Below are 14,502 nucleotides of genomic sequence, written 5' to 3' on the forward strand. Positions count from 1 at the left end.
ATGAAAACAGAATTAATAGTTAAAGATAATGCCTTAATTAATGCCAGTTATAACCTTGATCTAGTGGAGCAACGGTTAATTCTTCTAGCGATTCTTGAAGCAAGGGAGTCGGGTAAAGGAATAAATGCTAATGATCCTCTAACAGTTCATGCTGAAAGTTATATCAATCAATTTGGTGTTCATCGAAATACGGCTTATCAAGCATTAAAAGATGCTTGTGATGATCTATTCGCAAGACAATTTAGTTATCAAAGCCTTAGTGAAAAAGGAAATGTTATTAATCACAAATCAAGATGGGTGAGTGAGGTTGCTTATATTGATAATGAGGCTGTTGTTAGACTTATCTTTGCTCCCGCTATTGTGCCTTTAATTACTAGACTAGAAGAACAATTTACAAAGTATGAAATACAACAAATAAGCAATTTAACAAGTGCTTATGCCGTTCGTTTATATGAAATATTAATTGCATGGCGTAGTACCGGAAAAACGCCTCTCATAACCCTGTACGACTTCAGACAAAAAATAGGGGTACTCGATACTGAATACAAACGAATGTATGATTTTAAAAAATATGTCTTAGACATTGCATTAAAACAAGTCAATGAACATACCGATATTACTGTCAAAGTTGAACAGCATAAGACAGGCAGATCAATTACAGGCTTTTCATTTAGCTTTAATCAAAAAAAGTCGGCTACTCAATCTGTCGGATCTAAAAGGGATTCAAATACATTAGACCTCTTTTCAACAATGACAGATAAACAACGTCACCTATTCGCCAATAAGCTCTCCGAACTTCCTGAGATGAGTAAATATTCACAAGGTACAGAAAGCTATGAACAATTCGCTGTACGTATAGCTGATATGTTGCAAGATCCTGAGAGAGTAAAAGAATTCACTCCATTACTTAGAAAAGTTGGCTTTCAATGAATAGTGTCAATTGACAATGTAAAGTTGACAGTGAAGTATTAACACAAATTGACAACTCATTTACACCATGAAAAAACTATCCGTTTCAGAGTTAGCAAAACTATATGGGTTTTCCAGACAAGCAATATATGCTCATATAAATAAAGGAAATTTATCAAAGGGAGCAGATGGCTTAATTGATTTCTCAGAAGCTTTAAGAGTATTTGGCGAACCACAAAAGAAAGGGAGTACTGTCAATCAAAGTCAATCAATTGACAGCCAAAAGTTAACAGAAATTGATTTACTCAAACGTCAAGTTGAATTGCTTGAGAAGCAATTAAATCAAGCACAACTTAGAGAAAGCCAGTCTTTAGAACGAGAATCTTTCTATCAAGAGCAAATTGAGGCAATGCAACGTCTATTAGAAGCTCCAAAGACTAATATGACTACGTTTACCGATCAGAAACCTAGCCAAGATATAGCAACGGATCCTCGGTTAGAACCTGACCAGAAACATGACGGATTGACTACTCCAGATCAAAAAGAAAATAAGCGGATTCCAGTACCGGAGCACATTGAACAGGAACCGGAAAAAAGAGGCTTTTGGAGCCGTTTTTTTAGACCCTATGATTAACCACGATTGTTTAACTGATATGAACAAAGTCGTGAAACATTGCTTAAATAATAGGCGTGGAACGTGAAAAATCATAAAAAAAAAAGCCCACCTTGGGGGAGGTTGGGCAAAAAAGAAACTACAGCCTTGAATTATAAGGATAATTATAACGCATTTCGTATAAGGTGTATTATGTTAATTTTAGAGAATCTTAAAAAATACTTTTATGAAAAATAAAATTGAAGATTTAAAATCAACAATTCAAGAACTAATAGAATTGTTTGAAGAACAGAATTTAGAACATTGGGCAGAAATGTATAAAAGAATACTGTTCTATATTGATGATGATCTAGAATACGCAAAATATAAAATACAAAGTACCATTGGAGGAATGGGATCAATGGATGATATCGTTTTATATCGCAATGGTGATCCACTTATCAAAGAAAACAATCGTTTGGATTACTTAAGAAGTAAATTATATGTTTTTTGCGAAAGCTAAATTATTCTTAATATCGCTAATTTAACATAATGGCTGTTATGCGAAACGAGATCTACCAGCTCTCGTTTTTTGTTATGGAAACTGCTAAAATTCAAATACGCCATTGACGTATAAAGAGTCCATGTTATTTATTGAAACCAGCATCTTTACCAAGCAAATTAAAGACCTTGTATCTGATGAGGAATATCGTCAACTTCAGCAAGATCTTTTGGTACAGCCTGATAGAGGTGACCTAATCAAGAATGGCGGTGGTATTCGCAAAGTACGTTGTGCTCAAGGTAACAAAGGGAAAAGTGGTGGGATACGGGTGATTTATTATTGGGTCACCGAGGATGATCAGATCTTTTTCTTAGTGGCTTATCCAAAATCAGTAAAAGATAATTTAACAGATAAGGAAACCGCCATTCTGCACCAACTCGTGAAGGAGCAATTTCATGGATAACAACTTATTTGATGACTTGGTTGCTTCAATCAAAGAAGCTGGAGCTATCAAACGTAAAGAAGTTAAAGCAAGCCGAGTTACAGAACTCGAATTGCCTGATATTAAAGAAGTACGTGAAAAAACTGGCTTGAGCCAAAATGAATTTGCTGCACGTCTACATATTAGCCCCCGTACCCTGCAAAATTGGGAACAGGGACGACGCTATCCAACTGGACCAGCAGCTACATTGATTCGAATTTTAGATGCTCACCCAAGCCTTATTTGAAAAAATTACTTAAAAAATGGGAGCTTAAGGCTCCCATTTTTATTTCGTATAAGGTGTATTATGTTAATTTTAGAAAATCTTCACTACTATTATTTTAAAATAAGCCTTATATCCAAGCATAAAACAAGGTTGTCTAGACTTCTTTTAACAGTAAAGTTATCATAAAACTGAATTTTATTTTTTAGGTAAGTTTATGCATTCTATCCGCATTCGTTAAGACACAACTATTTGCATAGTGACACTATTTTATAATGGTGGGCTTTTGTTGTGTCTTTAAGAATATATGCGGATATATAAAGTAAAAGTATGCTTAATTTATAAGTATGCTTTTAGTGCATAGTTTCCAGTTATAACTTAATTGACTAGCTATTTGTCCACCCTGTGGATGAATAGCTTTTTTTTTGGGAGGACACTGTGATGCTAGCTTTTGTTTTCACCTAAATCCTGTTTGCTGCATAAAAAATTTCAAGAGCTAAACAGGAGTAAATAAAAATGAGTTTAATTATTAAAGCGAGAAACATACGCTTGGATTATGCTGGGCGTGATGTTTTGGATATTGATGAATTGGAAATTCACTCTTATGACCGTATTGGTCTTGTGGGTGATAACGGAGCAGGAAAGAGTAGTTTACTCAAAGTACTTAATGGCGAAATTGTTTTAGCCGAAGCGACATTACAGCGTTTTGGTGATTTTGCACATATCAGCCAACTGGGCGGAATCGAAATAGAAACGGTCGAAGACCGGGCAATGTTATCTCGCCTTGGTGTTTCCAATGTACAAAACGACACAATGAGTGGCGGAGAGGAAACTCGTGCAAAAATTGCTGCCGCATTTTCCCAACAAGTACATGGCATTCTAGCGGATGAACCAACCAGCCACCTTGATCTCAATGGAATAGATCTACTTATTGGTCAACTTAAAGCATTTGATGGAGCATTACTTGTTATCAGTCATGACCGATATTTTCTTGATATGGTTGTAGACAAGATATGGGAGTTAAAAGACGGTAAAATTACGGAATATTGGGGTGGTTACTCGGATTACTTGCGTCAAAAAGAAGAAGAGCGACAACACCAAGCCGTAGAATATGAGCTGATGATGAAGGAACGGGAGCGATTAGAATCTGCTGTGCAAGAAAAACGCCAGCAAGCTAATCGATTAGACAATAAGAAAAAAGGAGAAAAATCCAAAAACTCTACCGAAAGTGCTGGACGACTTGGGCATGCAAAAATGACTGGCACCAAGCAAAGAAAACTGTATCAGGCAGCTAAGAGTATGGAAAAGCGTTTGGCTGCATTAGAAGATATTCAAGCACCAGAGCATTTGCGTTCTATTCGTTTTCGTCAAAGTTCAGCCCTAGAACTGCACAATAAGTTCCCGATTACGGCAGATGGTCTGAGCTTAAAATTTGGTAGCCGTACTATCTTTGATGACGCTAACTTTATAATACCGCTTGGCGCTAAAGTCGCTATAACTGGATCGAATGGAACAGGGAAAACGTCCTTGTTAAAAATGATATCAGAACGTGCTGATGGATTAACCATATCTCCAAAAGCTGAAATTGGCTACTTTACACAAACAGGATATAAATTTAACACGCATAAATCTGTGCTCTCCTTTATGCAGGAAGAGTGCGAGTACACAGTTGCGGAAATTCGTGCAGTATTGGCTTCAATGGGGATCGGAGCGAATGATATTCAAAAAAACTTATCCGACTTATCGGGAGGTGAAATCATCAAACTGCTTTTATCCAAAATGCTTTTAGGAAAATATAATATTTTGCTTATGGATGAACCAGGAAACTATCTTGACCTAAAAAGTATTGCCGCATTAGAAACAATGATGAAGTCCTATGCAGGAACTATTATCTTCGTATCTCATGACAAGCAATTGGTCGATAATATTGCTGACATTATCTACGAGATCAAAGACCACAAAATCATCAAGACTTTTGAGAGAGATTGTTAATGATAGCCAATCTAATCCGAACATTAATTATTGAACTCTTTAAAGGAAATTAAAAATGACAATTCAAGATATTCAATCACTTGCTGAAGCACACGGCTTGTTGCTTACGGACAAAATGAATTTCAATGAAATGGGCATTGATTTTAAGGTCGTTTTTGCTCTTGATACAAAGGGGCAACAATGGTTGCTGCGTATTCCTCGTCGTGATGGCATGAGGGAACAAATCAAGAAAGAAAAACGCATTTTAGAATTGGTAAAAAAACATCTTTCTGTAGAGGTTCCTGATTGGAGAATTTCATCTACAGAATTAGTGGCTTATCCCATACTTAAAGATAATCCTGTTTTAAATTTGGATGCTGAAACCTATGAAATAATTTGGAATATGGACAAAGATAGCCCGAAATACATAACATCTTTGGCAAAAACCTTATTTGAAATCCATAGTATTCCTGAAAAAGAAGTTCGGGAAAATGATTTGAAAATTATGAAACCTTCAGATTTAAGACCTGAAATAGCAAACAATTTGCAGTTAGTAAAATCTGAAATTGGTATAAGTGAGCAATTGGAAACCCGCTACAGAAAATGGTTGGATAATGATGTTCTATGGGCAGATTTCACCCAATTTATACATGGCGATTTATATGCTGGGCATGTACTAGCTTCAAAGGATGGAGCTGTTTCAGGCGTTATTGATTGGTCAACAGCCCATATAGATGACCCAGCGATTGATTTTGCTGGGCATGTAACTTTGTTTGGAGAAGAAAGCCTCAAAACTCTAATCATCGAGTATGAAAAACTAGGGGGTAAAGTTTGGAATAAACTATATGAACAGACTTTAGAAAGAGCAGCGGCCTCTCCTTTGATGTATGGTTTATTTGCCTTAGAAACTCAAAATGAAAGCCTTATCGTTGGAGCAAAAGCTCAGTTGGGAGTTATATAATTTAAAAATATGATTGCTGAGAACTGCCTTGTTTTGAAACTTGGTTGGCTTTAATTAGTTTTTAGTATTCTTTATAGAAAATGCCTCGATCAAGGGGCATTTCTAACAATCATTTAACATAAAATTTCTTATGTGAAGTAACCTGAATGCAGCGGTGCCCCATTGGGGGCGCGTTGAGATAAGCCTCTTTTAGATAACTTTAGCAACTCGATAGACAGTTGCAACTCCACAATTCACTGCTTTGGCAATTTCTTCCTTAGTCATATTGCCAACTACTAGCAATTCTTTTATTCGTTTATGTTTAGCCTCATTTGCCTTCTTGCCTGTTGGTTTGTAACCCGAACGTGCCAGGCCCTGCTTAATACGTTCTATACGTTTCTCATTGTCTAGGCGGGCCATTGTTGCCAGAAGATCAATCAACATATTGTTGATGAGTTCCAAGATTGAATGAGTAATGCTGTCACTGGTTTGAATCATTTGGTAGGTAGTAGGAAGATCTGCTACGACTAAACGAAGTCCCTTCTCCTGGATCCTGCGCTTCAGCTCTTGAAAATCTCGTTGGGTTAGGCGTGATAAGCGGTCAATACTTTCAACTAACAATGTGTCACCTTGATTTGCTTCTGACAGTAGCTTATTCAATTCAGGTCGGTCTAACTTCGTACCACTATAGTTTTCCACGTACACAATGGTTTCACCCAAATTCAAGTTTTGGTTTAGATCCTGAAGAATCTGCAAAGCCCTTTCTGCATCTTGATCTTTAGTTGAAGCTCGTAGATAAATACGTGTATTCATTTCTATCATTTAATCTTAATTCTATTAGATTAATGATAATACTATCATTTAATTATTGCATTAAGTCTAATGATAGATATTGTATGCGATTTGGCTCGCTATCATTCAGGTATAGTCTTTTGATAAAAAAAGCATGACTAAAAGCCATGCCTTGGGAATTCGTATAACGTGTATTATGTTAATTTTAGGAAATCTTAATCGAAGTGAAATAGAGGAGATATCGCGATGCATACGCGGAAGGCAATAACGGAGGCGCTTCAAAAACTCGGAGTCCAAACCGGTGACCTCTTGATGGTGCATGCCTCACTTAAAGCGATTGGTCCGGTCGAAGGAGGAGCGGAGACGGTCGTTGCCGCGTTACGCTCCGCGGTTGGGCCGACTGGCACTGTGATGGGATACGCGTCGTGGGACCGATCACCCTACGAGGAGACTCTGAATGGCGCTCGGCTGGATGACGAAGCCCGCCGTACCTGGCTGCCGTTCGATCCCGCAACAGCCGGGACTTACCGTGGGTTCGGCCTGCTGAATCAATTTCTGGTTCAAGCCCCCGGCGCGCGGCGCAGCGCGCACCCCGATGCATCGATGGTCGCGGTTGGTCCGCTGGCTGAAACGCTGACGGAGCCTCACGAACTCGGTCACGCCTTGGGGGAAGGATCGCCCGTCGAGCGGTTCGTTCGCCTTGGCGGGAAGGCCCTGCTGTTGGGTGCGCCGCTAAACTCCGTTACCGCATTGCACTACGCCGAGGCGGTTGCCGATATCCCCAACAAACGGTGGGTGACGTATGAGATGCCGATGCTTGGAAGAGACGGTGAAGTCGCCTGGAAAACGGCATCGGATTACGATTCAAACGGCATTCTCGATTGCTTTGCTATCGAAGGAAAGCCGGATGCGGTTGAAACTATAGCAAATGCTTACGTGAAGCTCGGTCGCCATCGAGAAGGTGTCGTGGGCTTTGCTCAGTGCTACCTGTTCGACGCGCAGGACATCGTGACGTTCGGCGTCACCTATCTTGAGAAGCATTTCGGAACCACTCCGATCGTGCCTCCGCACGAGGCCGTCGAGCGCTCTTGCGAGCCTTCAGGTTAGAGGCCGTCGACAATGATAATCTGGATCAACGGACCTTTCGGCGCCGGAAAGACGACGCTCGCTAAGCGGCTGCGCGATCGGCGTTCCAAATCGCTGATCTTTGACCCCGAGGAAATCGGGTTCGTGGTGAAAGAAACGGTCCCCATGCCAGCGAGCGGAGACTATCAGGATCTCCCCTTGTGGAGGGGACTTACGATCGCGGCGGTCAGGGAGATTCGAAGGAATTACTCGCAGGACATCATCATCCCAATGACGCTCGTGCACCCGGACTATCTGACTGAGATACTCGACGGGGTAAGGCGGATCGACGATCAGCTGCTGCACATCTTTCTGACGCTCAACGAGGACCTATTGCGTCACCGGATCGCGAACCAGACCATGCATCCTGACCCGAATCGAAATGCGGAGATTCGAGAGTGGCGATTAGCGAATGTCGCCCGATGCTTGGCCGCAAGGGAACGGCTTCCATGCACAACCCGTGTTCTCGATAGTGGTGCACACACCAGCGATGAACTCGCAGCGATGGTGCTCGACGGAATCGATGGGCGCACCTGATCGCCTTCGACGCCTGCGCAAAGCGTAGCGCGAGGGTGGCGGGCTCACGACCAAACGCCCAGAGGTCGATCATCGCAGGGATGTTTGGCTTTGTGGTGCGGACGACGGGACTCGAACCCGTACTCTCACAGAGAAGCAGATTTTCGTACCACCTCGACTTTCGCCGCCGTCTGATGACGTTCGTGGTCTGGACTGTCCCTTCGCCATTGCCCGAAGGCTTTAGGCGCCGCCCGTCCAGTCTCTACACCTTCCCCCGAAGGGGCTTGGCTCGGGATTGGCTTAGGGTATTGCCCGTTAGCGTTCCCCGACTTTGAGCGGTTCTACTCCGCGGATTTCCCCGCGGGCACTCCAATTTTAAAGTCTGCTGCGTCTACCGATTTCGCCACGTCCGCCTTTTTTCGCCGTTCCTAGCGCTCGTGCGATGCACCTATGTTGCACCTAGCGCCGAATCGTTCTTCGTCATCCTGAAAAACCACGTCTCCTAAAGCCTTGCATAGCTTATCTTTTCTCCACCACGAACTTTTTTGTGGGATGGTAGAAAAAAAGACTTTTTAAGTCCGCTGGCTTGCCAGGCCTTGTTAGCTTGTACGGTCATGGTTATCGGGTAAAGAATATTGACGGCATCGCTGGTGTCGGTGGCTGAAAAGCCGGCTCCCATCAGGGCAATAGCCATTTCAGATGCAGGCGTACAGGGCAATGGTCAACAGCTACAGCCTGTCTGACGATTCCGGCGTCATGGCTGCGGCGGCTATCACGCATTTTTTGTTCGGTCAGGCGGTGTTTTCGTACCTCTCCTTAAGCCAGCTTCGAGCCGGTGCAAAAAGCGTTATGGTGACAGAGCTAAAAAAAGAACTGACGGTGTATCATCAGTTACAGCCTTATACAAGACAGATTGATAATGCTGTTAAGGGCTTAGCCTTATCGTCTAAAAACCAACAACACTTCGGTGAAATGGTGGATTATTATGGCAGTAAACTAAAACGCTTTAAGCGTCCACAGCAACACCTATGGTTGCTGTGTTTTCTGACTCAACGCATACGGCAAAGCCTAGAGCGATTGGCTGATGGGTTTATTCATCATATCCGTAAACAACAAGAAGCTGCGCATGCGTTTGCCCAACAGGCAGTGTTTGACTCATGGAGGTCAGCTGCAGACAATGTCACCAAAGCCGCAGAATTACTGCATCTGTTTGTTGATGACAGTATCGACGATAATCAACCATTTGCAACGGTTAGGCAACAAGCATTAAGTGTAATGAATAACCAAGATATAGAAACGCTATGCCTGTACTTAAAAAAGCAAAAACGCACGGTAGAAGAATATCAATGGCAATATTATGATGATCAAAACGGGTTAATTGAGCAGTTATTAAGGCCCGTGTTTCTATGTCTTGAATGCCAAGCAGGTAAAGGCTCAGAAGCATTAGTGACCCAGCTCAAAACCACAAAAACAGAACTATTAGCAGGTAATACATTGCAAACAATGGATAGTACACTTATCCAACAAAAACATCGTCCATGGTTAATTAACAAGGATGTTGTTCATCCACAGCGATACGAATGGTTGCTTTACCGTCAACTGGCTTCTCGGCTTAATGGTCGAATTTACTTATCAAACGTCACTAAATATCGTGCGCTAGAAGACGACTTAATTGCATCGTCAATACAGCCTGATCTATTGGCATCATCAACATTGGAAAAGCTAAAGCAGCCGATTCAGAAGCTACTGCAAGTAAAACAAATACGCTTAACAACATCCCTAGAAGATGTTGCTCGTCACATTGATAATGGTGATAACCGCAATGTGATCATGAAGAGCCGAAGTGGCACACGATGGCGACTGCCAGTTAAAGGCTCCCAATCACTTGTCAACAACCCTTTCTTTAAACAAATGATCCCCGTCAGTATTGCTGATGTGTTGCGTTATGTTGAACAAGAAACCAACTTTATGCAATGCTTCGCACACGTGCTGCCAATACAAAAACAAGTAGGCGCCAATCAGGATGATTTATTGGCTATTCTAATTGCGAATGCGACACATCGCGGCGTATATGGGATGGCACAAATATCTGATCGCAGTTATGAGCATCTAAGCACTATACAAGCTAATTATATTAGGCCTGAAACCTTGCAAGAGGCTAGTGATATCATCAATAACGCAGTAGCGGCACTCCCTATTTTCCGCCACTATCACATCCAAGAAGACGTCCTGCACGCCAGTACCGATGGGCAAAAATTTGAAACTCACCTTGAGACTTTTAAAACTCGCTACTCCTCGAAATACTTCGGCACCAACAAAGGTATTACGGCCATGACGTTAGTTGCCAATCATAGTGCGTTAAATGCCCGTATCATAGGATCTAATGAGCATGAGTCCCATTATATTTACGACTTACTACAATCTAATACTAGTGATCTTAAGCCAGATGTCCTCTCAACCGACACCCATGGTGTTAATCATGTTAATTATGCCTTATTGGATTTATGCGGTTATAGTTTTGCGCCTAGGTATGCTCAGTTCACCAGTGTGATCAATGACCTATTTAACGTAACTGAAAGCGACGACGGAAACACGCATCTGGCGCTGAAAAAGCCGATAAAAATGAATGTGATTGAAGAAGGCTGGCAGGATATTCAGCGTATTGTGTTATCCCTTCAAGAAAAACGCACAACACAGGCATTGCTAGTACGCAAATTATCTGGTTATCCATCTAGACACCCTATATTACAAGCATTAACGGAATATAATAGGCTCATCAAAGCCCAATATTTACTTGATTATATTGATGATGCAAGTCTGCGCCAATATGTTCAACGAGCACTGAACCGAGGCGAAGCCTGGCATTTCCTCAGGCGAGCTATTGCATCGGTCAATCGTGACCAGTTCCGTGGAAAAAACGAATCAGAAATAGTCGTCTGGAACGAGTGTGCCCGTTTGACGGCAAATGCTATTATCTACTTTAACTCGATGATCCTAAGTCATCTATTACTGCACTTTGAAGAAGTTGGTGACGAGGAAAAAGCAGCAATAACTCGACAAGTATCACCCGTTGCATGGCAGAACATTAATCTGAGCGGCACTTATCAGTTCGCTAGTAACCGCAAACTACCTGATTTACAGGAAATAACTAGGCCTATTGTTGAAAATGAAGTCTAAAATGAAAGGTAACCCAGCTCCACAAGCCATTAACTGCGAGGGTTGTGGCGATTTATGTTACTTTAGAGGGGAAAATCCCTAGAACCCCTAGAAGCTACTATTTTTGATGATTACCTTATTGAGAAAACACATTATTCCCATCAAATTAAGCAAATAGATAATAGTCTAAGATATGAAATTATTGGATATTTAAAAGAAGGGAAGCTAGATGTTAATGGCTTAATTTTTGAAGATGATATTTTAAATAGAGATTTTTTTTACTTAGATAACAATACAGTAAAATGGACTGTCGATAGAATTAATGCTGACTTTGATGACAGAGATTGAATCCATTTAACATAAAATTTCTTATGCGAAATTACATACCAACTTTAACCACATTGTGGACAGGTTGGATTTTAGAGATAAGAAAAACTTCTAGGGCATTTGCTAAATAAGCCGTATCACGCTCAAAGCCTATTGTAATGATGGATCCAGCATCTTTCAGTCTTGGATCTATCGCAATATATTCAGTTTTATCTTCATTCCATCGGCAATATTTCATTACCCTGGCGCTTAAGCCATTACCACGATAACGGCCAGCACCTCTAGAAGTCCCAACACCGATATAAGTCACTAAATCCCCTTTGACAAACGCATATACACCTTGTTTATCGTAATTAGGAATTTTTCCAAAATTAAAATGTACTGGTGACCATTCAGGAGGCTTTCCTAATAGGTCTACATTCCAGTGATGTTCGAAGAATAATTCTGTATTACGTATTAACTTATTAAGTGTTGGATCTTCCACTACTTATCCCTCAAAATTTATAAATTAAAAAGCTTTCGGTCACGCTCATCTGTTAAATACTTATCCATCTGAGCAATTAATTTAGCTCTGGCTTGTTCATCATCTTCAGTGATCTTTAGCATACAGGATCCAATTAAAATTTTGCGTCTGGTATCATCCTTTCGAGCTTGTTCTTTCTCTTTAGCACGTTCTCTTGCCAGTGCTGCCTGTCTTTGAGCCTTTAACTGCTTTAGCTTTTCTTCCTGTGCTTTGATTTTGCTGTCTAGTGTTTCAGTAACGCTCATTAATCCAATACCATCATCCTGGGAAACCATCCCTAACATAAGCGCACTTGAATATGCATTCAAGGTGCTATATGTATAGTAATGTTTTCCTCGAAGAGCGCACTTATGCAAACTTCGTTTGCAAGTCCGATTGGGGGAACCCCAATACCCCAACAACCGTATCCACGGTTGTATTTCACTACGTGAAAATTTAAAAGCGAAAAACAAGCATGGCGATTTACCACTTTTCAGTCAAAACCGTAGCACGATCAGCAGGGCGTTCCGCCACTGCCGCGATTGCCTATCGGGCAGGTGAAAAGATCTATTGTGAACGTGAAGGCCGAGAACATGACTACAGCCGAAAAACCGGGGTGGAATACAAAGAGATTTACTTACCCGAAGGCGCACCAGAACATTTAAAAAACCGAGAAAAACTCTGGAACGAAGTCGAACAAAGAGAAACCAGAAAAAACTCAACAGTGGCCCGCGAATTTGAAATTGCCTTTCCAAGTGAATTAAACCAGGAACAACGTCTGGCCATGCTCGAAGAATTATGTGCCAGCATCGTGGAAAGACACCAAATAGCCGTCGATGCCTGCATCCATGCACCACATACCGGATCCGGCAGTGATGAGCGCAATTATCACGCCCATATCCTGATGAGCACACGTAAACTCACGCCAGAAGGTTTTACAGAAAAAACCCGGGAACTCGATCAGAAACACAGTGGAGAAATCGAGCACTGGCGCGAACACTTTGCAGATATCTGCAATATGCACCTCGACATGGCCGGATCCACAGCAAGGGTTGACCACCGCAGCTACAAAGACCAGGAGAATGGCTTGGAAGCGACCCTGCACGAAGGACCAAAAGTCACCGAACTACGCAGAAGAGGCATCGAAACCGAAATCAGCCGAACCAACGATGAAATCAAAGAAAGAAATCAGGCTCAGCTGCAATACGGCAAAAATATGGATCTACTGATTGCTGAAAATGAGATCACACTCAAAAAACTAAAAACAGAACAGCAGATGCATATCCAAAATAGCGCTAAAACGCCACCATTAAGCGCAGAAGAGCAATTTCAATATATACAGAGAGAAAACCTAAGCAAACTACTCAAAGGCGAAATCAGCGCAAAAGAGGCGAATTTAGACCTAGATTTTATGCAACACAATCTTGAGAAAGTCGAAGGTATCCTGAGCAAACAACAAAAGCACAAAAATGACTTCAATCAGCAGCTCGCCCAAGACATCGTGAAAAGCAGACTCAAACAAAGTCATGACAAATTGCAAAGCCTGGTGGATCAACACAACGAGTTAGGTCAGAACAAGCCCTTGCTGTTTGGAAAAAAAGCTTGGGAGGCACAACGTGATGCGATTTACCAGGAACACAAACAACTGAAAGATAGACATGAATACCAGAAAAAAAATGGTGTGAAGGATTTATTGGAAAACGAAAAATTCAAAGCACATGCCTGGACACAGTACCAAAAAGAGCATCCAGCCAAAGCCGAGCAATATCAGAACCTCTACCAATCCTACCGAGCTATTAAAAACGGTGTGGATAAGATCAAAGCAGAACAACAAATGAAACTTAGACAAGAACAACAGCTCAAAGCACAACAACAAGCTCCTAAAATGAAATCTCGTGGCATGAGGCGATAAACAGAGCGAGTGTCTACGAGCGAACAGAAGATATCTAAATTTTTCGCCCGCCTTTTCCCTGATTACAAGCTCCCTATCCATCAATCACCTGCTTTACAGAGCATCCCGAATGGGTGCGAACTTTCCAAGTTTGCTTCCTAAATTGAGCGAAGCGAGAAAAAAAGCTGATGAGCGAAGCGAATTCCGAGTTGCTTTTGATCTTGCTTTTGCTTTTTCTTAAAGTCACGAAAATATGAACCAAAAATTGCTCCGACGAATCGAGCGAAAGCGAGATTCAATAGAGTTTGAGCGAACGAAGTGAAGCGAAAACCAAGGGCAATTTTTCACTCCTTTGGCTTTTAATTATTTTAAAGTTTTTAAATGCTTTTAGATGGTCTAAAAACCTTTATTTATAATATTCTTAGAGATTATAAAACGAGGTTTACCTTGCATTAAAACGAGGTTTACCTTGCATTAAAACGAGGTTTACCTTGCATTAAAACGAGGTTTACCTTGCATTAAGCGAGTTGATAATATAACCTCGTCTTATTGAATTAAAAACATAATCTTTTCAT

Annotated in this window: 14 protein-coding genes and 1 pseudogene; 11 read left to right on the top strand and 4 right to left on the bottom strand. The window is 41.3% G+C overall.

All coding sequences use genetic code 11. From position 1 onward, the window contains the following. From repM to BEN74_RS00455, 7 genes are all read left to right on the top strand, one after another. Positions 1-930 (top strand): replication initiation protein RepM, encoded by a 930-nt coding sequence (gene repM / locus BEN74_RS00425; RefSeq protein WP_038343842.1) that lies wholly within the window; start codon positions 1-3, stop codon positions 928-930. Positions 931-997: 67 nt separating this feature from the next. Then, complete coding sequence (locus tag BEN74_RS00430; protein WP_068911103.1) at positions 998-1,543, top strand: plasmid replication DNA-binding protein; 546 nt, start codon at positions 998-1,000, stop codon at positions 1,541-1,543. A gap of 205 nt (positions 1,544-1,748) precedes the next feature. Continuing rightward, positions 1,749-2,024 (top strand): DUF6966 domain-containing protein, encoded by a 276-nt coding sequence (locus BEN74_RS00435; RefSeq protein ID WP_004967304.1) that lies wholly within the window; start codon positions 1,749-1,751, stop codon positions 2,022-2,024. Between the two features lie 121 nt (positions 2,025-2,145). Further along, positions 2,146-2,466, top strand: coding sequence for a type II toxin-antitoxin system RelE/ParE family toxin (locus BEN74_RS00440; protein ID WP_000897307.1), 321 nt, complete (start codon positions 2,146-2,148; stop codon positions 2,464-2,466). Then, positions 2,459-2,731, top strand: coding sequence for a NadS family protein (nadS, locus tag BEN74_RS00445; protein WP_000369781.1), 273 nt, complete (start codon positions 2,459-2,461; stop codon positions 2,729-2,731). The genes BEN74_RS00440 and nadS overlap by 8 nt, the downstream gene beginning before the upstream one ends. Positions 2,732-3,223: 492 nt before the next feature. Further along, the gene (gene msr(E), locus BEN74_RS00450; RefSeq protein WP_000052512.1) at positions 3,224-4,699 is read left to right on the top strand and encodes an ABC-F type ribosomal protection protein Msr(E); all 1,476 of its coding nucleotides are present in this window, start codon (positions 3,224-3,226) and stop codon (positions 4,697-4,699) included. Between the two features lie 55 nt (positions 4,700-4,754). Beyond that, the gene (locus BEN74_RS00455) at positions 4,755-5,639 is read left to right on the top strand and encodes an Mph(E) family macrolide 2'-phosphotransferase (protein ID WP_000155092.1); all 885 of its coding nucleotides are present in this window, start codon (positions 4,755-4,757) and stop codon (positions 5,637-5,639) included. A gap of 189 nt (positions 5,640-5,828) precedes the next feature. Here BEN74_RS00455 and BEN74_RS00460 read toward each other — a convergent pair whose 3' ends face one another. Continuing rightward, entirely contained in the window at positions 5,829-6,440 is a 612-nt protein-coding gene (locus tag BEN74_RS00460) for a recombinase family protein (protein WP_015060246.1), read from the bottom strand. 216 nt (positions 6,441-6,656) lie between these two features. Here BEN74_RS00460 and aac(3)-IId point away from each other — a divergent pair, with 216 nt between their 5' ends. Both aac(3)-IId and BEN74_RS00470 read left to right on the top strand, forming a co-directional pair. Beyond that, entirely contained in the window at positions 6,657-7,517 is an 861-nt protein-coding gene (gene aac(3)-IId / locus BEN74_RS00465; RefSeq protein WP_000557454.1) for an aminoglycoside N-acetyltransferase AAC(3)-IId, read from the top strand. Between the two features lie 12 nt (positions 7,518-7,529). Then, positions 7,530-8,072: an AAA family ATPase gene (locus tag BEN74_RS00470; RefSeq protein ID WP_000587837.1), complete on the top strand. Its 543-nt coding sequence runs from the start codon at positions 7,530-7,532 to the stop codon at positions 8,070-8,072. A 481-nt stretch (positions 8,073-8,553) separates the two neighbouring features. On the opposite strand, the gene BEN74_RS00475 is transcribed toward BEN74_RS00470, so the two are convergent. Continuing rightward, on the bottom strand, positions 8,554-8,745 hold the full coding sequence (locus BEN74_RS00475; protein ID WP_000951934.1) for a hypothetical protein: 192 nt from the start codon (positions 8,743-8,745) through the stop codon (positions 8,554-8,556). 116 nt (positions 8,746-8,861) lie between these two features. Here BEN74_RS00475 and BEN74_RS00480 point away from each other — a divergent pair. After that, positions 8,862-11,228: pseudogene (locus tag BEN74_RS00480) on the top strand (Tn3-like element ISKox2 family transposase); the annotation flags it as partial. A gap of 358 nt (positions 11,229-11,586) precedes the next feature. Here the strand turns inward: BEN74_RS00480 and BEN74_RS00485 are convergent. Together BEN74_RS00485 and BEN74_RS00490 are read right to left on the bottom strand one after the other, a co-directional pair. After that, positions 11,587-12,018 (bottom strand): hypothetical protein, encoded by a 432-nt coding sequence (locus BEN74_RS00485; RefSeq protein WP_039090891.1) that lies wholly within the window; start codon positions 12,016-12,018, stop codon positions 11,587-11,589. A 17-nt stretch (positions 12,019-12,035) separates the two neighbouring features. Continuing rightward, a complete protein-coding gene (locus BEN74_RS00490) occupies positions 12,036-12,302 on the bottom strand; it encodes a mobilization protein (protein ID WP_088749624.1) in 267 nt (88 codons plus the stop codon). A 209-nt stretch (positions 12,303-12,511) separates the two neighbouring features. Between BEN74_RS00490 and mobQ the strand changes: the two genes are divergently transcribed. Beyond that, the gene (gene mobQ / locus BEN74_RS00495) at positions 12,512-13,948 is read left to right on the top strand and encodes a MobQ family relaxase (protein ID WP_068911104.1); all 1,437 of its coding nucleotides are present in this window, start codon (positions 12,512-12,514) and stop codon (positions 13,946-13,948) included. The last annotated feature ends 554 nt before the right edge of the window (positions 13,949-14,502 follow it).

Source organism: Acinetobacter sp. WCHAc010034 (assembly GCF_001696615.3).
Lineage (GTDB): Bacteria > Pseudomonadota > Gammaproteobacteria > Pseudomonadales > Moraxellaceae > Acinetobacter.